The 24,223-nt window shown below is 68.7% G+C and carries 18 protein-coding genes; 12 read left to right on the top strand and 6 right to left on the bottom strand.

All coding sequences use genetic code 11. The annotated features are described in order from the left end of the window. Nucleotides 1-44: 44 nt before the first annotated feature. A complete protein-coding gene (locus tag IG65_RS0121470) occupies nt 45-503 on the top strand; it encodes an SRPBCC family protein (RefSeq protein ID WP_030516734.1) in 459 nt (152 codons plus the stop codon). 70 nt (nt 504-573) lie between these two features. Beyond that, nucleotides 574-1,059 (top strand): ribonuclease E activity regulator RraA, encoded by a 486-nt coding sequence (gene rraA, locus IG65_RS0121465; RefSeq protein WP_030516733.1) that lies wholly within the window; start codon nt 574-576, stop codon nt 1,057-1,059. Nucleotides 1,060-1,102: 43 nt separating this feature from the next. Here the strand turns inward: rraA and IG65_RS0121460 are convergent, their stop codons facing one another. Further along, nucleotides 1,103-1,324 (bottom strand): RNA-binding S4 domain-containing protein, encoded by a 222-nt coding sequence (locus tag IG65_RS0121460; RefSeq protein WP_030516732.1) that lies wholly within the window; start codon nt 1,322-1,324, stop codon nt 1,103-1,105. A gap of 156 nt (nt 1,325-1,480) precedes the next feature. On the opposite strand from IG65_RS0121460, the gene lysX reads away from it, so the two are divergent. The 4 genes from lysX to IG65_RS0121435 all read left to right on the top strand — a co-directional run bounded on the left by lysX (nt 1,481) and on the right by IG65_RS0121435 (nt 6,511). Then, a complete protein-coding gene (gene lysX, locus IG65_RS0121455; RefSeq protein WP_030516731.1) occupies nt 1,481-4,816 on the top strand; it encodes a bifunctional lysylphosphatidylglycerol synthetase/lysine--tRNA ligase LysX in 3,336 nt (1,111 codons plus the stop codon). A gap of 70 nt (nt 4,817-4,886) precedes the next feature. Continuing rightward, a complete protein-coding gene (locus tag IG65_RS0121450) occupies nt 4,887-5,531 on the top strand; it encodes a histidine phosphatase family protein (RefSeq protein WP_030516730.1) in 645 nt (214 codons plus the stop codon). Nucleotides 5,532-5,686: 155 nt separating this feature from the next. Next, nucleotides 5,687-5,944, top strand: coding sequence for a hypothetical protein (locus IG65_RS0121445; protein WP_030516729.1), 258 nt, complete (start codon nt 5,687-5,689; stop codon nt 5,942-5,944). Between the two features lie 252 nt (nt 5,945-6,196). Then, a complete protein-coding gene (locus IG65_RS0121435; RefSeq protein WP_030516728.1) occupies nt 6,197-6,511 on the top strand; it encodes a hypothetical protein in 315 nt (104 codons plus the stop codon). A 66-nt stretch (nt 6,512-6,577) separates the two neighbouring features. Here IG65_RS0121435 and IG65_RS0121430 read toward each other — a convergent pair whose 3' ends face one another. The 4 genes from IG65_RS0121430 to aroQ form a co-directional block, all read right to left on the bottom strand. Further along, the gene (locus IG65_RS0121430) at nt 6,578-7,501 is read right to left on the bottom strand and encodes a cutinase family protein (RefSeq protein ID WP_030516727.1); all 924 of its coding nucleotides are present in this window, start codon (nt 7,499-7,501) and stop codon (nt 6,578-6,580) included. A gap of 365 nt (nt 7,502-7,866) precedes the next feature. Continuing rightward, nucleotides 7,867-9,336: a glutamate synthase subunit beta gene (locus IG65_RS0121425; protein ID WP_030516726.1), complete on the bottom strand. Its 1,470-nt coding sequence runs from the start codon at nt 9,334-9,336 to the stop codon at nt 7,867-7,869. Nucleotides 9,337-9,395: 59 nt separating this feature from the next. Then, entirely contained in the window at nt 9,396-14,060 is a 4,665-nt protein-coding gene (gene gltB, locus IG65_RS0121420; RefSeq protein WP_030516725.1) for a glutamate synthase large subunit, read from the bottom strand. A 718-nt stretch (nt 14,061-14,778) separates the two neighbouring features. Further along, nucleotides 14,779-15,531, bottom strand: a complete 753-nt coding sequence (gene aroQ / locus IG65_RS0121415) for a gamma subclass chorismate mutase AroQ (RefSeq protein WP_051756596.1) — start codon at nt 15,529-15,531, stop codon at nt 14,779-14,781. Between the two features lie 284 nt (nt 15,532-15,815). Here aroQ and IG65_RS0121410 point away from each other — a divergent pair, with 284 nt between their 5' ends. The 5 genes from IG65_RS0121410 to IG65_RS0121390 all read left to right on the top strand — a co-directional run bounded on the left by IG65_RS0121410 (nt 15,816) and on the right by IG65_RS0121390 (nt 22,103). Then, nucleotides 15,816-17,735, top strand: coding sequence for a DUF4407 domain-containing protein (locus IG65_RS0121410; protein ID WP_231509336.1), 1,920 nt, complete (start codon nt 15,816-15,818; stop codon nt 17,733-17,735). 137 nt (nt 17,736-17,872) lie between these two features. Next, on the top strand, nt 17,873-18,781 hold the full coding sequence (locus IG65_RS0121405) for a hypothetical protein (RefSeq protein WP_231509334.1): 909 nt from the start codon (nt 17,873-17,875) through the stop codon (nt 18,779-18,781). Further along, on the top strand, nt 18,778-19,812 hold the full coding sequence (locus IG65_RS0121400) for a DUF4129 domain-containing protein (protein WP_030516721.1): 1,035 nt from the start codon (nt 18,778-18,780) through the stop codon (nt 19,810-19,812). The genes IG65_RS0121405 and IG65_RS0121400 overlap by 4 nt, the downstream gene beginning before the upstream one ends. Nucleotides 19,813-19,822: 10 nt before the next feature. Next, on the top strand, nt 19,823-20,806 hold the full coding sequence (locus IG65_RS0121395; protein WP_030516720.1) for a MoxR family ATPase: 984 nt from the start codon (nt 19,823-19,825) through the stop codon (nt 20,804-20,806). Between the two features lie 4 nt (nt 20,807-20,810). After that, the gene (locus IG65_RS0121390) at nt 20,811-22,103 is read left to right on the top strand and encodes a DUF58 domain-containing protein (protein ID WP_030516719.1); all 1,293 of its coding nucleotides are present in this window, start codon (nt 20,811-20,813) and stop codon (nt 22,101-22,103) included. Nucleotides 22,104-22,107: 4 nt separating this feature from the next. On the opposite strand, the gene IG65_RS0121385 is transcribed toward IG65_RS0121390, so the two are convergent. Beyond that, complete coding sequence (locus tag IG65_RS0121385) at nt 22,108-22,947, bottom strand: RDD family protein (RefSeq protein WP_030516718.1); 840 nt, start codon at nt 22,945-22,947, stop codon at nt 22,108-22,110. Between the two features lie 147 nt (nt 22,948-23,094). On the opposite strand from IG65_RS0121385, the gene IG65_RS0121380 reads away from it, so the two are divergent. Further along, nucleotides 23,095-24,087 (top strand): stage II sporulation protein M, encoded by a 993-nt coding sequence (locus IG65_RS0121380; RefSeq protein WP_030516717.1) that lies wholly within the window; start codon nt 23,095-23,097, stop codon nt 24,085-24,087. Nucleotides 24,088-24,223: the final 136 nt, after the last annotated feature.

Below are 24,223 nucleotides of genomic sequence, written 5' to 3'. Positions count from 1 at the left end.
TTACATCCGGTCCGGGCCGGACTGGAACACGTTACCGTTACTGCATGACCGCAGTGAAGATCGTGGCCGATTGCGCCGCACCGGCCGAGACCGCGTTCGACTACGTCAACGACCATCGCCATCTGCCGGAATTCGTCACCGAGGTCCATTCCTTCCGCCCGATCACCGATCAGGTGGCCGGGCTGGGCGCGACGTTCGACACCGAGATCAAACTGGGCCCCGCCTCGCTGACCTCGCGGTTGCAGATCGTGCGCTGGGAGAAGAACGTCGCGATCTCGGTGAAGGCCGTGACCGGATTCGAGATCGAATCGACCTTCCTGTTCCATCCCCGCGGCGACCGCGACTGCACGGTGGACGCCATCGTCGAATACCGGGTGCCGGGCGGACTCGCGGGCAAGGTGCTGGGCAAGACCATCGAGCCGTTCGTCAAACTGTCGGTCAAACACACCACCCACAATCTGACGACCAAGATCGAGGAGTATCAGCGCACCCTCGACAGCTGAACCGGGCGGGCCCGCGTCACGCGGCGAAGGTCTCAGGATCCGATCGTCGCCCGCATGGCAAGCTTATTTCGTGACCGATTCAGCAAACCTAGTGGCAACCGCCGACCTCGCCGACGAGATCGGCCCCGAGATTCGCAGCTGCGATACGCAATTCACGCAGTTCGGCGGCAATCCGGTGTTCAGCGGGCGCATCGTCACCATTCGCTGCTTCCAGGACAATCTGTTGGTCAAGCAGACTCTCAGCGAACCCGGTGACGGACGTGTGCTGGTCGTGGACGGCGGCGCGAGCATTCACACCGCCCTCGTCGGTGACGTGATCGCCGGCCGTGGAGTCGACAACGGCTGGTCCGGCGTCGTGATCAACGGCGGCGTCCGCGATTCGGCGATTCTGCGCACCCTGCCCATCGGCATCAAGGCGCTCGGCACCAACCCGCGCAAGAGCACGCAGACCGGATCCGGCGAACGCGACGTGCCGGTCGAATTCGGCGGCGTCACCTTCGTTCCGGGCGAGATGCTCTACAGCGATCACGACGGGGTCGTCGTCCGCGCGGAATGAGTCGCCGATCGCCGCCGGGCCGGCCGGCCCCGGGCCTGCCGAACTATCCGCCTGCCACCCGCACACGGTGGCCGGCGAGTGCGACCACGTCTCCGGCATGGAGCTGGCGGCCCCGCCGTAATTCCACCTCGTCGTTGACGCGCACGAGTCCGGCGGCGATCACGGTCTTGGCCTCCGACCCGCTGTCGATGAGATTGGCCAGCTTCAGGAATTGCCCGAGTCGAATGACTTCGTCTTCGATCGGCACATCGACTGGATCCGACATGGGTTACATCTTTACCGCCACGCTCGGCGGGCCGCACGCCGCCCCCGTCCCGGTCGGCACCGGGGTCCGGCGAAAGGATCGAATATGACCGTGCACGAGCAGGACTCGCCCGGTGGCCTTCTCCCCTCGAGCGGCCCCAGCCCGCACACTGGTGCGGTGACTTCCACGCAAGACCAGCTCCACTCGCGCGACCGCAAATCACCTTCGTCACCGGTTCCGCATCGCGCCCACGGTCGGCTGAGCGAAGTCCCCCATCTGGCCGGCCTGGTGCTCGGCGTGTTCTCGGCTCTGTGTGCGCTGTGGAGTATTTCGCCCGGCCTGCGCTACATCACCTCGGTCCCGCGGCACTACCTCGACGCCTACTATTTCGACGCGCCCGACACGAACCTGATGTGGGCGGTGATCGTCGGTCTGCTCGCCGGCGCGACGGCCTCCCGTAAACGCATCGCCTGGTGGCTGCTGGTCGGGTACATGGCGCTGTTCGCGCTCGCCAACGGACTGGATTTCGCCGAGGAACAGGATCCGCACGCGCTGGCCGCGCTGTTCGTCCACCTCGCGGTGATCGGCCTGATGATCGCGGCATGGCCGGAGTTCTACACCCGAGTGCGGCGGGGCGCGGTGTGGAAGGCGCTCGGCGTCCTGGTCAGCGGGCTGGTGATCAGCAGCCTGCTCGGGTGGGGGCTGGTGGAACTGTTCCCCGGCAGCCTGCCGCGCGGTGCGCAGCGCCCGCTGTGGGCGATCTCGCGGGTCACCGCGACAATTCTGGTGGCCGACAACAACTTCGACGGCCACCCGCCGCATGTGGTGAATCTGCTGCTCGGCCTGTTCGGTGCCATCGCACTGCTGGCCGCCGCGCTGGTGCTGTTCCGGTCGCAACGCGCCTCCAACGCGATGACCGGGCTGGACGAATCCGCGGTGCGTGGCCTGCTCGCCCGCTCCGATGTCGAGGATTCGCTGGGCTACTTCGCGACTCGCCGCGACAAGGCCGTGGTGTTCGCGCCCAGCGGTAAGGCGGCGATCACCTTCCGCGTCGAACTCGGCGTATGCCTGGCCTCCGGTGACCCGATCGGTGTGCGGGAGGCGTGGCCGCAGGCCATCGATGCCTGGCTGCGACTGGCCGACGAATACGGCTGGGCCCCGGCGGTGATGGGCGCCGGGGAACTCGGCGCCACCGCCTACCGCCGGGCCGGCCTGTCCGCGCTGCGCCTGGGCGACGAGGCGATTCTCGACACCCGTTCGTTCTCGCTGGCCGGGCCCGAGATGAAGCAGGTGCGCCAGGCCGCCAACCGCCTGCACAAACAGGGCTTCACCGTCCGGGTCCGCCGCCACAGCGAACTCTCGCCGGACGAGATGGCGCAGATGATCGCCCGCGCCGATTCCTGGCGCGATACCGAGACCGAACGCGGCTTCTCCATGGCGCTGGGCCGGCTCGGCGACCGGCTCGACGGCGACAGCCTGCTGGTGGAGGCGCTCGATCGCGACGGCCGGGTGTGGGGCATGCTGTCGCTGGTGCCCTGGGGCCGCAGCGGTGTCTCGCTCGACGTGATGCGACGAGACCCCAAGGGCCCCAACGGAATCATGGAATTCATGATCTCCCAGCTGGCGCTGACCTCGGAACAGTACGGGATCACCCGGGTCTCGCTGAACTTCGCGGTATTCCGCTCGGTCTTCGAGGAGGGCAGCCGGATCGGCGCCGGCCCGGTGCTGCGGCTGTGGCGCAGTGTGCTGATGTTCTTCAGCCGCTGGTGGCAACTCGAGGCGCTGTACCGGTCGAATGTGAAATATCAGCCGCAGTGGGTGCCACGGTTCTTCATCTTCGAGGAACGCCGCCAACTGCCGCGGGTCGCGCTCGCCAGCGCGCTGGCCGAGGGCTTCCTGCCGCGCTTCGGCAAGCAGCCGGATGCCTCGGCCCACACCGGTCTGCATTCCGCGGTGCCGGCCACGATCACCGGGCTGCACGCCGACGGCAGCCCGCCCGAGGCGCCGCCCTCGGCCCTCGAACAGGCCGCCGCCCGCCGCCCCGAACAGGTGCGGGTGCGGATGGACAAGGTGCGCCGGCTCGAATCGGCCGATATCGACGCCTATCCGGTGGCCTACGCCCCGACCCATTCGATCGCCGATGCCCGCCGCTCCCCCAAGGGCACCACGGTGCGAGTATGCGGGCGGCTGTTGCGGATCCGCGACCACGGCGGCGTCACCTTCGCGACGCTGCGCGACTGGTCCGGCGATATCCAGATCCTCATCGACCGGGGCCGGGTCGGCGCGCGCCGCTCGAGTTCGTTCGGCGAATACTTCGATCTGGGCGATCTGATCGAGGTGAGCGGCCAGATCGGCGCGAGCCGCCGGGGCGAGCTGTCGCTGCTCGCCCAGGACTGGCGGATGATCGGCAAATGCCTGCATCCGCTGCCGGACAAGTGGCGCGGACTCGCCGACCCCGAGGCGCGGGTGCGGCAGCGCTACGTCGATATGACGATCAACGTGGAGGCGCGCGAGGTACTCGCCAAACGCAGCGCCGTGGTGCGGTCGCTGCGGGATACGCTGACCGGCTGGGGTTTCCTCGAGGTCGAGACGCCGGTGCTGCAGCAGGTGCACGGCGGCGCCAACGCCGCACCCTTCCGCACCCACATCAACGCCTACGATCTGGACCTGTACCTGCGCATCGCACCGGAGCTGTACCTCAAGCGGCTGTGTGTGGGCGGGATGGAGAAGGTCTTCGAACTGGGCCGGGTGTTCCGCAACGAGGGCGTGGACTACAGCCACAATCCGGAATTCACGATCCTGGAAGCCTATGAGGCGCACAGTGATTACGAGCGCATGATGCATGCGTGCCGCCAGCTGATCCAGAATGCGGCGATCGCGGCCAACGGCGCCTGTGTGGCCCTGCGGCCGGGTGCGGACGGGACGCTGACCGAGGTCGACATCTCCGGCGACTGGCCGGTGCGCACCGTGCACGGCGCCATCTCCGAGGCCGTCGGCGAGACCGTCACTCCCGACACCCCGGTGGATCGGCTGCGGTTGCTGTGCGACAAGGTCGAGGTGCCGTATCAGCCGGGCTGGGACGCCGGGCAGATCGTGCTCGAGATGTACGAGCACCTCGTCGAGGAACGCACCCAGGAGCCGACCTTCTACATCGACTTCCCGACCTCCGTGTCACCGCTGACGCGCGCGCATCGCCGCATCGACGGTGTGGCCGAACGCTGGGATCTGGTGGCCTGGGGTGTCGAACTGGGTACCGCCTACAGCGAATTGACCAATCCGATCGAACAGCGCCGCCGCCTGACCGAACAGTCGCTGCTGGCCGCGGGCGGCGATCCGGAGGCCATGGAACTGGACGAGGACTTCCTCGAGGCACTGGAATTCGCGATGCCGCCGACCGGCGGTCTGGGTGTGGGGGTGGATCGTGTGGTCATGCTGATCACCGGCCGCAGTATCCGCGAAACCCTGCCGTTCCCGCTGGTCAAGCCGCGCACAGGACAGGGCGAGGGACGCTGACCGCGCCGCCGGCGCCGGGGCGCGCGCACCCGTTCGCGAACCCGGAACCCGCGTCCGGCACAGTAGATCCGTGCAGCTTGTTCTCGTGCGTCACGCCCAGCCCGGCCGGGTGCTGACCACCTCCGGTCCCGCCGATCCCGAACTCACCGAACTCGGTGTCGAGCAGGCTCGGCGGGTACCGGCCGTGATCGCCCGGTTCGCCGGGGGCGAGCACCGCATCGCGCGGGTGGTGAGCAGTCCGCAGCGGCGGGCCCGCGATACCGCCGCGCCGACGGCCGAGAAGTTGGGACTGCCGGTCGAAGTGCTCGACGGGCTGGCCGAATACGACCGCGACCTACCCGCGTATATCCCGATCGAAGATGCCAAGCGCGATTTCCGCGCCACCTACGACCGGATCAAGGCCGGACATCTGCCCGAACAGATCGACGGGCCCGCGTTCGTGGCGCGGGTGCTGGGCACGGTGTCGGAACTCGTCGCGGCCGCCGAACCGGCCGATACGGTTGTCGCCTTCGCCCACGGCGGAGTGGTGAACGTGCTGCTCCAGGACATTCTCGGACTCGAACGCCCCCTGACCTTTCCGATCGACTACTGCTCGATCACCCGGATCCTGTTCTCCCGTAGCGGTAATCGCACCGCCGCGACGATCAACGAGAACAGCCACGTGTGGGATCTGCTGCCGCGGAATCGTCCCGCTACGGCGAGCGACGCGATCTGAGCAGAGCGTAGGGGCGGGAGAATCCGAAAGCTGTGCGGGCGGCGGAAATTCACAGCCGATTGCCAGCCCTGAAGCCTGCCGGACACAGCAACGAGTCGTTCCATGGATAACCACGGGCCCCGCCCGGCGGCCCGTGTTCCGAGAAAGGTAGTCCGTTGCTCTCCTCCACGAGTTCTTCGCGCCGCCGGCTGATCGCCCGCATCGCCGTCGCCGGCGCGATCGCGGCCGCCCCCGTCGCCGCGGTCGCGGTACCCGCTTTCGCCGATACCCCTTCCGCCACGCAGATCGACTGGCACGACCACGACGGGTGGCGTCATCATCACGATCGCGATCGCGATCACGATAACGGCCCGTGGCAGTCCGGTCCCGGCGGCTTCCTGCCCGGACCCCCGCCCACCGGCTCGTTCGGCTGACCGAACCGCACAGCCGAGGAACATACGAGGGCCGTTCCCTTTCCGGGAGCGGCCCTCGTCCGCTGTGTGGAACACGGATTCGGTGGTCGTGACCGGGATCGCGGCACCGTGGCCGGTCGCTTCAAAGTTCATTCACAGTTCGCGGACATCGCCGTCCCAGCCGGCGGCGTTTCGATGTACTCGTGAGCCGCCGGGCCGCCCGGTCCGAATCCCCAGCACGGCTCCGTATTTCGCAGACGAAAGGCCGAAACCTTGCAGACCACCGCGAAGCCGAAGAACCGCACCCGCCGCCTCGTGACCCGCGTCGCCGTCGCCGGTGCGCTCGTCGTCGTTCCCCTGTCCGCGCTCGCCGTGCCGGCCTTCGCCGACGCCCCGGCCAACACCCCCAGCGCGGTCGCCATCGACCGCGACAACCACCCCGGCGACCGCGACCACGACGGCGACCACCGCGGCCCCGATCGCGACAACCGCGGCGACAACCACGGCGATCGGGACCGCGGACCGGAGAACCAGCCGGCTCCCGGCCCGCAGCTGCCCCAGCTCCCGCCGACCGGTTCCGCCGGCTGATCCCCGAAAAAACGGTGAAGGCCACCCCGCTCGACGCGGGGTGGCCTTCACGGGCGCCTTACCGGCTCATGCCATTCCGGCGATCCAGTTGTGCATCCAGGAGATCGCGGTCTGGCCGCCGCCCACCGAATAGCTGCCGTAGGAGGTGTGCGTGCCGGACTGGTAGAAGTGCTCGAGCTGTTCCACCCGCTGCTGGTTGGCGTCGTCGGTGAGCTGCGACTGCAGGGCCGCGACACCACCGTGCGCCATCAGGTCGCCGATGAGCGACCCCGCCTCGAGCTGGTAGCGCCACAGGTTCGCCGCGCTCGCGCCGGAGGCCTGCGCCAGGAAGCCGGCGAAGCGGGTGACGTAGTCGGTGTCCTCGGTGGAGCAGTACAGGTCACCGGCCGCGCAAATGGTGCGCACCCGGTCGCTGAGGAAGCCGAATCCACCCACGCGCGGACCACCGGCGCCGGCGCCGCCGACCACCGGGCCGACCTGGACGTCGGTGGGCGAACGACGCGGATCGGAGATCAGGCCGACACCCGAAACGCGGTCCGGCGGAACGGCGCCCAGGCCGGTGCCGATCTCGGCGGCCAGATCGCCCGCGGCATCCGCACCCTGGCTGTAACCGACGATCGCGTAGTGCGTACCGGCGCAGCGGGCCGCCATCGCCTGGATGAGGCCGCGCGCGTTGTCGGTCGCTTCCTTCTTGGAGGCGCCGTAGACATCGCCCTCCCACGGGAAGGCGGTCGCGGCGTAGCTGACGTAGTCGACGTCCGTCGAACTCGGCAGGCCGCGCGTCACACCCGACAGCATGCCGGGGCCGACCATATGGTCGGGCTTGTGATCACCGGTCTCCCAGGTGCCCGGAATCGCGACGACATACAGGCTCGGGCAACCGGGATCCGCGCTCGCGGAACCGCTTCCGACCGCGGTGCCCGACACTGCCATACCAGCCAGTACCGCGACTGCCGCCCCGGCGGCCGCGACAACCTTCTTCAACCGCATGCTGCTCCAGTTCAAGCCAGCCCTCGCCGGGGCTCCCCATATGTATTCGCCGCTGATGATGCCGCCGCCACATTGCCGCGCGGTAAATTCCCGGCGAAGCAAAAACCGCCCGCGTCCGTGACCTCGGGAACGAGTTCGGACGCGGACCAAGAGCATTTACGACATACCGGTGCTCAGGATAACGGCGGCACGGTGGAACTGCCATCCGAGCTCGAAATCCCGTCCGATTTCCGATGTTTGGGACGCGGGTACACGTTTTCGCAGTACAGGGCGAAAAAACAGGCGTCCACGGGCTCGAAAGCCCGTGGACGCCTCGTATTTTCGATTGTTCGACCGACAGTCGGCCCCGCCGTCCCGGCCGGGACTCAGCGCTGGGCGACCGCCGTCGGAGCGATCGGCGCCGGCAGCGCGGTCTCACCCTCGAGGTGCTTGTCCACCGCCGAGGCGGCGGCGCGGCCCTCGGCGATGGCCCACACGATCAGCGACTGACCACGCCCCATATCGCCGGCGACGAAGACGCCGGGAACGGTGGTCTGGAAGTCCTTACCGCGCTTGACGTTGCCCCGCTGGTCGTAGCCCACGCCGAGATCCTCGAGCAGACCCGGCTTCTGCGGGCCGACGAAGCCCATCGCCAGCAGGACCAGATCGGCCTCCAGGGTGAAGTCGGTGCCCTCGACCTTCTCGAAGCGGCCGTTGACGTTACGGACCTCGTGCGCCTGCAGGCCGGTGACCTTGCCGTCCGCACCGATGAACCGCTCGGTGTTCACCGAGAAGACGCGCTCGCCACCCTCTTCGTGCGCCGAGGAGACCCGGAACATCAGCGGGTAGGTCGGCCACGGGGTCGACTCGGCCCGCTCCTGCGGCGGCCTCGGCATGATCTCGAACTGGTGGACGCTCGCCGCGCCCTGGCGGTGCGAGGTGCCCAGGCAGTCGGCGCCGGTGTCACCGCCACCGATGATGACGACCTTCTTGCCCTTGGCGTGGATCCGCGGCAGGCCCTCCTCGTCGGCGACCGGGTCGCCCAGCTGAACCCGGTTGGCCAGCGGCAGGAATTCCATCGCCTGGTGGATGCCGTCCAGATCGCGACCCGGAATCGGCAGGTCCCGCGCGATGGTGGAACCACCCGCGAGCACCACCGCGTCGAACTGCTCGCGCAGCTGCTCGGCGTTGATGTCGACACCGACGTTCACGCCCGCCTTGAAGATGGTGCCCTCGGCCTCCATCTGCGCCAGGCGGCGGTCGATGAAGCGCTTCTCCATCTTGAATTCCGGAATGCCGTAGCGCAGCAGGCCACCGATGCGGTCGTCGCGCTCGAACACCGTGACGGTGTGGCCGGCGCGGGTCAGCTGCTGGGCCGCGGCCAGACCGGCCGGACCCGAACCCACGACCGCGACCTTCTTACCGGTCAGGCGGGTCGGATAGACCGGCTGCACCCAGCCCTCGTCGAAGGCGTTCTCGATGAGTTCGACCTCGACCTGCTTGATGGTGACCGGATCCTGGTTGATACCGAGCACACACGACGCCTCACACGGCGCCGGGCACAACCGCCCGGTGAATTCCGGGAAGTTGTTGGTCGCGTGCAGACGGTCGATGCCCTCGCGCCAGCGATCCCGGTAGACCAGGTCGTTCCACTCGGGAATCAGGTTCCCCAGCGGGCAGCCGTTGTGGCAGAACGGGATACCGCAGTCCATGCAGCGGCTGGCCTGGGTCTGCAGGGTCTGGTGGGAGTAGTTCTCCTCGTAGACCTCTTTCCAGTCCATCAGGCGCAGCGGTACCGGACGCCGAGTGGGCAGTTCCCGGCTGGTGTGCTTCAGAAATCCCTGTGGATCACCCACGTGCGGCCTCCGTATTTTCGCCTCTCACAGCCGTCCGTGCGTCTTGCACGCGTCTCACGTTATCCACGTGCGGCCTCCATGATCGCCTCGTCGACATCCCGCCCGGCCTTCTCAGCCTCGGAGATAGCGAGCAATACCTTCTTGTAGTCGCGAGGCATAACCTTCACGAAGTGGTTCACCTGCTGCGACCAATCGCTCAGGATGCGTTCGGCCACTGCCGAACCCGTCGCGTCGCGATGGCTCGCGACGACGTCGCGCAGCCAGGTGAAGTCCTCGCCCTCGAGCTGTTCGATATCCACCAGCTCGGTGTTGAGGTTGGCTTCGAACGTGCCGTTCGGGTTGTAGATGTAGGCGATACCGCCCGACATACCGGCACCGAAGTTGCGCCCGGTCTCGCCGAGGATGACGACCCGGCCACCGGTCATGTACTCGCAGCCGTGATCACCCACGCCCTCGACCACCGCGGTGGCGCCCGAGTTACGCACGCAGAACCGCTCGCCGACCACACCGCGGATGAACGCCTCGCCGCTGGTGGCGCCGAACAGGATCACGTTGCCCGCGATGATGTTCTCTTCGGCGACGAAGGACTCCGGGGCGTTCAGCGACGGCCGCACCACCAGGTGCCCGCCCGAAAGGCCCTTGCCGACATAGTCGTTGGCATCACCGAACACCCGCAGGGTGATACCGGCCGGGACGAACGCGCCGAAGCTGTTGCCCGCCGAACCGGTGAAGGTGATGTCGATGGTGTCGTCGGGCAGGCCGGCGCCACCGTAGAGCTTGGTCACCTCGTGGCCGAGCATGGTGCCGACCGTGCGGTTCACGTTCGTGATCTTGGTCTCGAACTTGACCGGCTTGCCGCGCTCGAGCGCATCCGCCGCCTGGGCGATGAGCTGGTTGTCGAGTGCCTTGTCCAGGCCGTGGTCCTGACTCTTGGTGCAGCGGCGGTCCTGGTACATGAACGCCGTCTCGACATCGTCGAGGATCGGCGACAGATCCAGCTTGCTCGCCTTCCAGTGCTCCTTGGCCTTGGTCGTGTCGAGCAGGTCGACCCGGCCGATGGCCTCGTCGAGCGAGCGCAGACCCAGCGAGGCCAGCAGCTCCCGCACCTCTTCGGCGATGAACATGAAGAAGTTCTCGACGAATTCGGGCTTACCGGTGAAGCGCTGGCGCAGCACCGGATTCTGGGTCGCGACGCCGACCGGGCAGGTGTCGAGGTGGCAGACGCGCATCATGACGCAGCCGGAGACCACCAGCGGAGCGGTCGCGAAGCCGTACTCCTCGGCGCCGAGCAAGGCGCCGATCAGCACGTCGCGGCCGGTCTTCATCTGGCCGTCGACCTGCACCACGATGCGGTCGCGCAGACCGTTGAGCAGCAGGGTCTGCTGGGTCTCGGCCAGGCCGAGTTCCCAGGGGCCGCCCGCGTGCTTCAGCGAGGTCAGCGGCGAGGCGCCGGTACCACCGTCGTGGCCGGAGATCAGCACGACGTCGGCGTGGGCCTTCGACACACCGGCCGCGACCGTTCCGACACCCGGCTCCGCGACAAGTTTCACGTGAATCCGAGCCTGCGGATTCGCGTTCTTCAGGTCGTGGATCAGCTGGGCCAGATCCTCGATCGAGTAGATGTCGTGGTGCGGCGGCGGCGAGATCAGGCCGACACCCGGCGTCGAGTGCCGCACCTCGGCGACCCACGGGTACACCTTGTGCGCGGGCAGCTGACCGCCCTCACCGGGCTTGGCGCCCTGGGCCATCTTGATCTGGATGTCCGTGCAGTTGGTCAGGTAGTGCGCGGTCACACCGAAGCGACCCGACGCCACCTGCTTGATCGCGCTGCGCCGCCAGTCGCCGTTGTCCTCCGGCTCGAAGCGGGCCGGCGACTCGCCGCCCTCGCCCGAGTTGGAACGGCCGCCGAGGCGGTTCATCGCGATGGCGAGGGTTTCGTGTGCCTCCGCCGAGATCGAGCCGTAGCTCATCGCGCCGGTGGAGAAGCGCTTCACGATCTCGCTCGCGGGCTCGACTTCCTCGATCGGAATGGCGTGCCGGCCCTCGGTCTTGAACTTGAACAGGCCGCGCAGCGAGGCCAGGCGCTCGGACTGGTCGTCGACCAGCTTGGTGTACTCCTTGAAGATCGAGTACTGACCCGAGCGGGTCGCGTGCTGCAGCTTGAACACCGTGTCCGGGTTGAAGAGGTGGAACTCACCCTCACGCCGCCACTGGTACTCACCGCCGATCTCGAGTTCGCGGTGCGCGCGCTCGGTGCGGTTCTCCAGGAAGGCGATCCGGTGGCGGGCGGCGACCTCGGCGGCGATGTCGTCGAGACCGATGCCGTCCAGCGGCGAGGTCAGGCCGGTGAAGTACTGATCGCACAGCTCCTGCGACAGACCCACGACCTGGAACAGCTGAGCGCCGCGGTAGGAGGCGATGGTGGAGATGCCCATCTTGGACATCACCTTCAGCACGCCCTTACCGGCCGCCTTGTTGTAGTTCTTGACCGCCGCGGCGTAGTCGGCCGCCTTGTCGCCGGTGCTGCCCGGCATCTCCAGCGCGCCGCGCTCGAGCATGTCCTCGATCGACTCGAAGGCCATGTAGGGATTGATCGCGGCCGCGCCGAAGCCGACCAGCATGGCCATGTGGTGCACCTCGCGGGCGTCACCGGCTTCGACCACCAGGCCGACCTTGGTACGGGTGCGCTCGCGCACCAGGTGGTGGTGCACCGAGGCGGTGAGCAGCAGCGACGGAATCGGCGCCAGCTTCTCGTTGGATTCGCGATCGGAGAGCACCACGATCCGGGCGCCACCGTCGATGGCCGCCGACACCTGGTCGTTGATGGCATCGAGCGCCTTGCGCAGGCCCTTGCCACCCTTCTTGACCGGGTAGAGGCCGCGCACGACCACCGAACGCAGCTCGGGCCGCGAACCGTCGTCGTTGATGTGGACGAGCTTGGCCAGCTCGTCGTTGTCGAGAATCGGCTGGGTCAGCGTGATGTGCCGACAGGACTCCGGCCCCGGATGCAGCAGGTCGGCCTCGGGGCCGATGGTGCTGCGCAGGCTGGTGACGACCTCCTCGCGGATGGCGTCCAGCGGCGGGTTGGTGACCTGGGCGAACAGCTGCGCGAAGTAGTCGAACAGCAGGCGCGGACGCGAGGACAGCACGGCGATCGGGGTGTCGGTACCCATCGAACCCAGCGCCTCGCCACCGGTCTTGGCCATCGGCGAGATCAGCAGGCTCAGTTCCTCGGTGGAGTATCCGAAGATCTGCTGGCGGATGAGCACGCGGTCGTGCGACATGTGCTCGTGCGGACGGTCGGGCAGCTCGGCGAGCTTGATGATGCCCTCGTCGAGCCACTGCTGATACGGCTGCTCGGCGGCCAGCTGCGACTTGATCTCGTCGTCGCTGATGATGCGGCCCTGCGAGGTGTCGACCAGGAACATGCGGCCGGGCTGCAGACGGGCCTTGCGGACCACCTTCGACGGCTCGATGTCGAGCACGCCGACTTCCGAAGCCATGACGACCAGGCCGTCCTCGGTGACCCAGATGCGCGACGGCCGCAGACCGTTGCGGTCCAGCACCGCGCCGACCACGGTGCCGTCGGTGAAGCACACCGAGGCCGGGCCGTCCCACGGCTCCATCAACATCGAGTGGTAGCGGTAGAAGGCGCGCTGCGCCGGATCCATCGACTGGTGCCGCTCCCAGGCCTCCGGGATCATCATCAGCACGGCGTGCGGCAGGCTGCGGCCACCGAGGTGCAGCAGTTCGAGCACCTCGTCGAAGCGGGCGGTGTCCGAGGCGCCGGGGGTGCAGACCGGGAAGATCTTCTCCAGCCGGTTGTTGCCCTCGTGGTCGGTGCCGAAGATCTCGGAGTTCAGCAGCGCCTCACGCGCGCGCATCCAGTTCTCGTTACCGGTGACGGTATTGATCTCACCGTTGTGGGCCACGCGGCGGAACGGATGGGCCAGCGGCCAGGACGGGAAGGTGTTGGTCGAGAAGCGCGAGTGCACGATGCCCAGCGCCGACTCCACCCGATCGTCCTGCAGATCCAGGTAGAACGCCCGCAGCTGCGGGGTGGTGAACATGCCCTTGTAGACGAAGGTCTGGCCGGACAGGCTCGGGAAGTAGACGGTCTCGCGGCCGACCGCACCCTCGCCGGCGCCCTGCTTGCCGAGCTCGTGCTCGACCCGCTTGCGCACGACGTAGGCACGCCGCTCCAGATCCATTCCACTGAGCTGCTCGGCGGAATCGGTCGGCGAGGCGATGAACAGCTGCCGGAACGTCGGCATGGCGTCGCGCGACAACGCACCCAGGGAGGACCCGTCGATCGGGACCTCGCGCCAGCCCAGAACGGCCAGGCCCTCTTCCTTGACGATCTTCTCGACCAGGTAGCAGGCGCGCGCGGCCTCGCGGCGGGCCTGCGGCAGGAACGCGATACCGGTGGCGTAGGAGCCTTCCGGCGGCAACTCGAACGTGGCACCGCTCTCGGCCAGCGCCGCCCGGAAGAACTTGTCCGGGAGCTGGATCAGGATGCCCGCACCGTCACCGGAGTTGGGTTCCGCACCCGCAGCACCACGGTGCTCCAGGTTCAGCAGTGCCGTAATAGCCTTGTCGACGATGTCGCGGCTACGACGGCCATGCATGTCGACGACGAACGCGACACCGCAGGAGTCGTGCTCGTTCGCCGGGTCATAGAGCCCGATCGGTCCAGGTGACCTGTGGCCAGGAAGTTGCGTCATGCCTCTGCCTTCAAGAAATAGGCGCCTTCAACGAAGAGGCCCTCGATTTCGATGCCCTCTTCCGATGGCCCTCGTCGAAACGCCTCCGCCTAGACTGCGTCCGGACGTTGCGGCGACCAGCGGCGCTGATGGTCATCCCGTGCAGTCAAACTCTCCAGTTGTCCACCCGCTTCGGTTTCGTAGTCGGGTGCTCGGTGGTAGCGGAACTCTGAAGAGTTCCTTACCCACCGCGCCGTGCTCGCCCGCTAGGCTGATGCTTGCGGCTCGTGGCCGAGTCCGGGCGACGAGTCGGACATTTCGCGTCCGACACTTAGAGCAAACGATAAGTCAGGACCGGAGCCCAACCAACTTAGGTTGTGCTAAATACTCCGTCTACCTGGGCATCTACATCGGTCCTCCACTACCTGCGCGTTCTCCAGTGTAAAGCAGGCAGCGCGGATCGCTGAGTCGCGTTCGCCACTGCCGTCGATAGCGCCTGGGCATCGGTCACGAGCTGGGAGCCCAGTCCTGCGCAACGCTCTCACCTGCGTCGAAACAGATTTCCCCGTACGCGGCGGCGGCAAACCGGGGTGTAAGGCGGCTAACTCTCCGGACACCTGGAGGAGACATTCCGGATACCGGAGCGACAAGCCACGCCAATGTGCGGACCGTACGGCATCGTTTGCAAATGTGGAGTTCAGCACATTCTCGGCAAACCAAGATCGAGAATGACTGTGGTTTATTTCACATCCGTTGCGGGACAAAGCGTTACGGTCGCGCGGACCAGGGCGGCACCGTGCAGCGCGTCGACCCGGCCCGAGGTCAGCACCGGGACCACCGCGGCCGCGAGCTGCTGCGCACAATCCGGTGCGGTAAGCACCGTGCGGTGAGCCGCGAGCTGATTCAGGATCTCGCCGTTGACCTCGTCGATCACCGGCCGCACGGCGGCCAGATCCGACGCATCCGGCGCGGGCGCGGCCGCCGGATCGAAGCGCCACCGGGTGAGTAGTCCGTACTGCACGGTCTTGTTGGCCTCGATCTGTCCGGTGAACACCTGCCGCACCCAGTCCTGCGGCAGCCCCGACCGGGCGCCGGCCGCGGCCATCGCGTCGTAGACCTGCGCCTCGCGCGCCGGATCGTCGACCACCGGAGCCTGCCCGGTCCGCTGCGAGGCGGTCCATTTCGCGGCGGCGACGGCATCGGCGGTGTTCAGGCGGCGCAGCACCAACTCCACCAGCGGACTCAGTGCCGACCGGTCCTCCTCCGCCGGAGCCGCCTGCGCCTGCGGAAGTACTCGCTCGGTGGTCATCGGCGCCACGATCGCGAATGCCGAGGTGACGAGCAGGGCGGCCGCGACGAGACGGGTACGCCGGCGCGCGTGGTGACGATCGAATCGCGACAGTGCCTCGGTGTCGACCGCCGGATCGTCGGTTTCGCCCGCATATGGTCCTCCCCCGATCCGATGAATACCGACTCCCCGGGTCGCTCGCACGTTCCGCCCTCCTGTCACCGCCGCACCATCGTGTCGATCGGTGCCGCCCTACCCGAGAGTAGGGTTTCGCTCCGCGGCCGTCTGTGAGGCTCACCACATCGATGCCGCCGCGCTCGGTGGTTCTTCGCTCGGCCTGTCACTCTGAACCTGATTGCGCGCGACCGCGGCGCTCGGCGGATGGCCCGTCCCGCTCGCGCGCGGGGGCACACCACCGCCCGGACCACGATGCAACGACCGTTTCGCCCGGTGGCGACAACGATTGGGACCCAGAGGATGTGAATCCGTTGACCGATCCCCACGTCTTCGAACAGTCCCCCACCGAAAGTTCGGCATCCGGACCCTCGGGGTCCGGCTCCCGCACGACCGAATCGCGAGCGAGGCGGTCTCCCGCCGCGGTGCTGACCTGGCTCGGTGGCGCCCAAGCCGGCCGCGGCGACCGGCACGAGGGATCGACGTACGCCGTGACCGGTGGGGTGGTGCTGCTGTTCGCGGTGCTGTCCGGGATCGTCGTCGCGGCGGCCGGTGTGGCGGCGCACTGGCCCGCCGTGGTCGTGGCGATCGTCGCGCTGCCGGCGACACTGCTGGTCGGCGCGATCTCGCGAGCCTCGGCCACCGCGCCACTGTCCGCCGGTCGCGGCCGGGCGGAGCGGATCGGGCGGATCGCGGTAGCCGTGATCACCGGTGTCCTGGTGGCCGAGCTGGCGAGCACGGTGATTCTCGCCGGATCCGTCGACCGCACGCTCGACGATCGGTCCCGCCGCGATGCCGACTCCGCCGCGACAGTGGTCACCGCCCGCACGGAACTCGACCGAGCCACTGCCGAACGCAGCGCACTCACACAGACCATCGCCCAGGCGCAGGCCGATATGGATCAGGCCCTCGTCGTCGCCCGCTGTGAATACCACCCGACGCCGCAGTGCCCGCAGACCAAGATCACCGGGGTGCCCGGCCGGGGTCCGGAATCACAGACCGCCAACGCGATGCTCGACGATGCCCGCGGACGGCTCAACACCGCCGAGGCGCGCGTCCAGCCCGTGGACACGGAGATCGCCACCCGCCAGAGCGCCCTGGAGCAGGCCCGCACCGCCGCCTTCCACACCGGAGATCGTGGTCTGGGCGCGCGCTGGCTGGCCATGAACGACTACACCACCGGACATCTGGGTGCGCTGCTGTTGCGCCTGCTCACGATCGCGATCGGGGTTCTCCTCGCCCTGCTGCCGCTGGTGCTGCGGTCCTGGCGGGGCGAATCGTCGTTCGACCGCGCCGTGGCCGCGCGCGCCGAAGCCGACCGCGCCGAGCGGGAAGCCGATACCGCGGTCGCCGTCCAGCGGGCCGAACACCGGGTGGCCACCGCACAACTGGCGTTGCACGCCGATACCGCCATCGACCGCGAGCGCCAGCGCAAACGGGTGATCGCGGCGATCGGCAACCTGGAAATCGGCATCACCGAACCGCAGCGCCGGGCGGTCGCCGAATTCGAGGCGCTGGCCGCCCTTCCGCCGGGTGCGCAGACCGCATCCGCGACCTTCCCGACCACGGGCGCATTGCCCGCTGCCGAATCCCCGGCCCGAACCGACTCGACACAGGAGGCGACCGTGACCGCACGGAATCTGCCCGCACAGCTGCCCTCGGCCGGCCTCGCGCCGCATTCGCCGGCCGCGGTGCCCGCCCCGCGCGAGGACGCGAAAAAAGGTGGCGGGCTGGAACTTCCGGTGATCGGCACGGTGCCGTTCACCGATACCGCCGCGCGCTGGATCCGTCCACTGGTCCCCGGATTCGTCACCACCGCGCTCGATCGGACCATCGACACCGCGGTCGCACCGTTGCGGACCGTCCGTCAGGTCTTCGAGGAGGCGGAGGAGATCACCTTCACCCTCAAACGCACCCGCAAGGTGACAGTGAACTCCGAGGATTCGCTCGATCCGGCGGTGGGCTACGGACATCCGGGCCACCCGCTGCCGGATGCGCCCTACGCCCAGGTCACCGCTTCGTACCCGTACGACGCCTACCAGCACGACCCGCGTTACGCCGCCTACCGGCACGACCCGCGCTACGCGCGCTATGCGGCCCTCCCGCAGCGGAATCCCGCCGCGCACCCCGATCTGCCGGAATCCGGCCGATACGGCGAGCTGCCCGCCGGCGAGACGACCGAACTCGGCTACCGCGCCCCACGCGAACTGCCGCCCGGCTCCGGCCGCGACTGACCGAACCCGACCGGACGCCCCAGGCGTCGCGGTCACGTGTTTTCGGCCGAACCGGTCATATCCACCCGGTTGCGTCACCCGCCGGGTGGCCGATCGGATAACCGTCATACGTCCGGGTCCGTGGATAGACTCGGCCCGTGTTTCCAGTCGTGACCGATCGGGAGGGGCGATCGTCCGCCCACCGCGTGGCGCCGCCGCGCGGTGCCGACGACCGCGACTCCGGCGGTGGAGACGACGCCGAACGCATCCCGGTGCGACCGCTGACGTGGCGGGAGTTGGCCGACCTGCCCTTCGCGGTATTGCAGCATCGAATCCGGCCGATCGCCGGGTTGGCGGGTGCGGGTCTGGCCGCGGCCCTGGGGATCGTCGTCGGGGTCACCGCGCTGGTGTCGCTCGCGACCGACGATTCGAGCGCCGGAACCGCCTGGGCGGCAATTCTTTCCACAGCCTGCTGTGCATGGGTGTTGCGGCTGTGGATAGTCGGCGTCACCGTGCCGATCGGGCTGGCCGTCGTCCGCAACCGGCCTATCACCGCGCGCACCGCCGCCGCGCGCCTGCTCGCGGTGTCCGGTCGGCTGCTGCTGAACCAGGTGATCTCCACAGCGATCGGCGTCGGCATCCTCCTGCTCGGTACGCCGCTGATCATCACGCTGATTCCGGCGGTGATCTGGCTGGCCCGGGTGCGCGGTACGCGATGGCCGATCGTGCCGGTCCTGTTCGCCGAATCGACGCCGTACGCGGCGGCGGTCCGGCGAGCGAAACTGCTCGCCACCGGACGGGCGATGCCGCTGGCCGGACTGTGGCTCTATCTACGCGGCGTGCTGCTGGTGCTGGCGGTGCCGGTCGCGGGACTTCTGGGCTTCCTCTCCGATATCTCCGGAACCCATCGCTGGGCGGTCGTCACCTTGCTGTCCGGTGCGGCGCTGCTGATTTCGGCATTCGCCGCGGCCGTCGACGCCGCGACCGCCGTGGTGGTGTATCTCGACAGGCGTTGCGGCCGGGAGGGTTTGGATATCCGGATACCCACCGGGCAGGCGGCACGGTGACCGACGACGCACGCGCGGATCGGCCCGCGGCGCCGCCACCCCCGACGCTCGGGGCGGCCGCCCAGCACCGGGCCGCGGCCGAATCCGCCGCCGGACACCACGACTTCGATACCGCACTGCGCGAACGCTTCCGCGCCGTCGTACGCGGCCTCGAACAGGGCGGCGTACTCGAGGTCCGGCGTTCGCGCACGGCCCGGGAGACCGCCTCGGCCGCGGGGCACGCGCTTCCGGACGCCTCGGCCGAATTGGACTACGCCGCATACAGTTTCGACGAGATCGTCTACGGCGGCCGCACTGCCACCCCGGACGGATATCAGCGCCTCACCTCAGCCGACCGCTATTCGCTGGCGCCGCCTCCTCCGCCCGACCCGGTCGAACAGCAGCGGTCCGAACGCAAGCGCGCCGGCCGCCGCCGCTTGCCGCCGCTGCCACAGTTGGTACGCGACAAGCGCTTCTGGGCCATCGTGCTCGGCGCGCTCGTCATCGCTCTGGTCGGGTATCTGCTGTTCCGGCTGGCCACCGCGCCGACGGCCCCGCCGCAACCTACCCAGCCGCACTCACCACCGCCGCCCGATCACCCGGATATCCGCCCGCCCGACGTGGGCGCGGGCAGCGATTCGATCTTCCAGCGCTTACCGCCCTGGCTGGCCTACGGCGGGTTGCAGGCGCTGATCTTCGCCGCCGTCGTGGTCTGGTGGCGCGCCCGCCGCCGGGGTGCCGTGGTCGGCGAGCCGCGCCCGGTGCAGGTGGCGGCCGGTGAACTGCTGGCGGGTCAGGCCGCGCTCTACCGCAGGACCAAGGATCGCGACCATGTCGCGGCGAAATTGCGCGCGGCCACGCTGCGACGCGTCCGCGGCCGCGTGAATCTGCGCGCCGATGCCGCGCCGGAGCAGGTGAGCGCGGTGATCGGCGCCCGGATCGGCGTCGATCCCGGCCGCATCGCCACGGCCTTCTACGGCCCCGTCGCCGACGACTCGGCGCTGGAATACGTGGCGGCACAACTGGACTGGATCGAATCGGAAATAGGATGACGGAGACCGGATGACCACGGCGCAGACCAACCACATCCCCACGGCCGACCAGGCGCTCCGGGCGCTGGGCGAGGTACGTGCCGAGATCGGCAAGGCGGTCGTCGGCAACGACCACGCCGTGCTGTACCTCGTGCTCGCCCTGCTGTGTCGTGGCCACGTGCTGTTGGAAGGTGTGCCGGGCGTGGCGAAGACGCTGCTGGTGCGCGCCCTGGCCGCGGCGCTGGAACTCGACCACACTCGGGTGCAGTTCACTCCGGATCTGATGCCCGGCGATGTGACCGGCTCCCAGATCTACGATCCGCATTCGGCCGAATTCACCTTCCGCCGCGGGCCGGTCTTCACCAACCTGCTGCTCGCCGACGAGATCAACCGCACGCCGCCGAAAACCCAATCGGCACTGCTGGAGTCGATGGAGGAGCGGCAGGTGTCGGTGGCCGGCGTCCCGCAGCCGCTGCCCGATCCGTTCGTGGTGATCGCGACCCAGAATCCGATCGAACAGGAGGGCACCTACCCACTGCCGGAGGCGCAGCTGGACCGGTTCCTGTTCAAGGTGGACATCCAGTTGCCCGGCCGCGACGACGAATTCCGCATCCTGCAGCGCCACGCCGCCGGCTTCGACCCGCGCGACCTGGGGGCAGCGGGCGTGCGGCCCGTCGCCGGAGCCGCGCATATCGCGGCGGCACGGGCCGCCGTCGCGCAGGTGACGGTCAACCCGGAGGTGCTGGCCTACATCGTCGATCTGTGCCGCGCCACCCGTACCTCGCCCGCGGTTCAGCACGGCGCTTCCCCGCGCGGCGCGACCGCGGTGCTGGCCTCGGCAAGGGCCCTGGCGTGGCTGAACGGCCGCGCCTTCGTCACTCCCGACGATGTGAAAACCGTTGCGGTGACTGCTCTCCGGCATCGTCTGCAGTTGCGTCCCGAGGCCGAACTGGACGGCGTGACCGGCGAAGGCGTGATGTCCTCGCTGTTGGCCGCGGTCCCGGTTCCGGTGTAGCGCAATGATCGTCACGGGTCGGCTCGCGGTCTGCGCGGCGGTGGCTGCGGTGGTGGTCGGTGTCGCGCTACCGTCCTGGGCCGGCGTCGTCGTACTGACGAGTGTGCTGGCCGTCCTCGTCGCGATCGACGTGATCGCTTGTCGCGCCGATGATCTCGAGTTGTCGCGGGTTCCGCTCACCACAGTCCGCGTCGGCCACACCGCCACCGTCGAGCTCACCGTGCTGAACCGCGGCGCCCGCGCGGTGCGGGCGCGGCTGTGGGACGACTGGCCGCCCAGTGCGCAGGCACCGGCCGAGACCCACCGGTTGCAGCTGCCGCCGAATACCACCACCCGGCTGGCCACCACCGTCCGCCCGGCTCGCCGCGGCGATCGGATCGCGGGTCCGGTCACGGTTCGGTTGTTCGGACCGCTCGGCCTGGCGGGGCGGCAGTTCCGTCGCACCGTGCCCGCGACGGTGCGTGCGCTGCCGCCGTTTCGGACCGAACGGATCCTCGCCGCCAAGGTGAAACGGCTGCAGCATCTGGACGGCCGATCGGTCGCCACTCTGCGTGGTCCGGGCTCGGAATTCGATTCCTTCCGCGAATATGTGGCCGGTGACGATGTGCGGTCCATCGACTGGCGAGCCACGGCCCGCGCCACCGATGTGCTGGTACGCACCTGGCGTCCCGAACGCAACCGCCACGTGCTGATGTTGCTGGATACCGGCCGAATCAGCGCCGCCCGGCTCGGTGAGCAGACTCGGCTGGACACCGCCGTCGAGGCCGCGCTGCTGCTGGGCGGACTGGCGGCCGCGGCCGGGGATACCGTCGACCTGCTGGCCTTCGATCGCGAGATTCGCGCCGAAGTCCGGGGCGCACGCGGAAAGGCGGTGCAGCCCAAGCTGATGCACGCCCTCTCGGGCGTCGTGCCCGCGCTGCTGGATGCCGACACCCCGGCCATGGTCCGCACCGCGGTTCGCCACACCCGCCGCCGCAGCCTGGTGGTCTGGTTCACCAGTCTGGACGGGGCGATGGTCGAAGAGAACCTGCTGCCGGTACTCCCGGTGTTGAGCAGCCGACACCGGGTGCTGCTGGTGTCGGTCACCGATCCGGAGATCGCGGCGACCGCGACCCGTCGCGATACCGCTGCCGAGGTCTATGCCGCCGCGGCCGCCGAACATCTGCTGACCGAACGCGCGATCGTGCGAGAAACCCTGCAGCGCCAGGGCATCGACGTGGTGGCCGCGGCGCCGGAGCGAGTCCCGGAGGCGCTGGCCGACGAGTACCTGGAACTGAAGCGGTCCGGAGCCCTCTGAGCGTTCACGCTCCCGGCCGGACCACCGGTGCGTACGGCTGCGCCGGCCCGGCGGGTGGCACCCACTGCTGGGGCATCGGCCAGAATGGCAGGCGTGGCGGCGGCAGAATCCGGCGTTGCCGCTCCCCGATGACCGCGCCGAGGATGTGCAGCGGCGGATATCCGGCCGGTGGCGCCACCCGCAGTTGATCGCACACCGCGATCACCAGCGCCGCACCGAGTTCCGCCTGCACCTGCGGGGTGAGCTGCGGGAAGCGGGTCAGATACCGCCGCACGGGCAGCGCTAGATCCTCGGTGAGACCGGACAGATCCAGCCGGCCCACCCAGTCGACCAGCCAGGGCGGGGCAGTGGCCAGCGCGGGCATGGGAATTCGCGCCCGATCCGACACCACGACGGTGCCGGCCAGGATGTCACCGACCCGGCGCGCCCGCGGCGAACAGAGCGAGGTGACCACCGCGACCAGACCGAACCCACCGAGATTCCAGAAATCGACGAGGGCACCGGCGAGGCCGCGGGTCAGCGCGTGCCGGAAATCGACGGGCCCGCCGTCGCTGCGCACCACGCGCAGGCCCAGCGCCAGTTTTCCCACGGTCCGCCCGCGCATCAGTGTTTCGCTGACGACCGGATAGCCGACGAGGACGGTCACCATCGTCACCAGCACGGCCACGTCGACCCACGCGCCGTCGGGTTCGAATCGGAACAACACGGCGAAGACGGCCGACAACAACAGCAGGCCGAGCACGAGTTGCAGCACCAGATCTATCGCGAAGGCCGCGGCCCGGGTGGGGATGCGCGCGATCGGCAACTGCAGGGAGACGGCCTCCCCGGTGGTGAAATCGGCCATGATCGCTCCAGTATCCCGAATCGGGCGCGTGCGAACTAGCCTTCGAGAGGACCGGGCGGACACGGGAGAATCGCCGCGATACCCTGCGAAGCTCATTGCGGCGATTCGATCGGGTGCGGGTGTCCCGCAGGAGCACAGGAGGAGCCGATGGACGTCGATGCCTATTCGTTCGCGCAGCGGCGGCATTGGGATCGGCTCGACCGGCTGACCGCGCAGCGGCGGCTCAGCGGCGCCGAGGTCGACGAATTCGTGGCCCTGTACCGCCGCACCTCCCAGCAGCTGGCGCGGCTGCAATCACATTCGCCCGATCCGGAGTTGATCAACGGTCTGAGCGCGGTACTCGCGCGGGCCCGGGGACGGCTGCTGGGCGCGCGCACCGACACGTGGTCGCAGATCGGCTATTTCTTCACCCATCGGTTCCCCGCCGCGGTGTATCGAGCGTGGCCTTGGTGGGCCTCGGTGGCGGCGGCGTTTCTGGCCGTCTCGGCCGGTATCGGCATCTGGGTGTCCGGCTCGGGTTCGGCGCGAAGGACTTTGGGGCTGCCGTCGAATGCGGAATCGCTGACCGCCCCCGGCGGCCGCTTCGAGTCCTATTACTCCGAACATCCCCACGACGCCTTCGCCGCACAGGTGTGGACCAACAACGCCTGGGTGTCGGCCATCGCGTTGTTCACCGGCATCCTGATTCTCCCGGCGGCCTATCTGCTGTTCATGAACGCACTGAACGTCGGAGTCTCCGCGGGGCTGATGGCGGATGCCGGGCGGCTCGACTCGTTCTTCGGATTCCTGCTCCCCCACGGCATGCTCGAGCTCACGGCCGTCTTCGTCGCCGGCGGCGCGGGGCTGAAACTGGGTTGGACGCTGATAGAGCCGGGGCGGTCGTCACGCGCCGAGGCGCTGGCCCGGCAGGGACGGGCGACGGCGACGATCGCACTGGGGCTGGTGGCGGTCTTATTGGTCTCGGGCCTGATCGAGGGTTTCGTCACACCCGCCGACTGGCCCGCGCCGGTGCGAATCGGTGTCGGGCTGGTTGCCGAGCTCGGATTTCTGACCTACGTCTTCGGCCCGGGGCGCCGAGCGGTGCAGGAACGCGCGGCGTTGCGGTCCGCGACGGATGCGAGCGAGCGCATATCGAGCTAACGCCGGGGCGGATTCTGCTGAGGCTGAGAAAATCCCTTGCGAGAGGGCGGGGATTCGAAGGATCATCGGAGTGCCGATTTGAGATCCACTGGCCGCAGCGAGTCCAGCTCAGCTGCGGCCAGCGTTACCGTCGACT

The organism is Nocardia sp. NRRL WC-3656, from assembly GCF_000720265.1.
Classification (GTDB): Bacteria; Actinomycetota; Actinomycetes; order Mycobacteriales; family Mycobacteriaceae; genus Nocardia; species Nocardia nova.
Note: the sequence above shows the minus strand (reverse complement) of the source record. Positions and strands in the feature narration are given on the sequence as shown.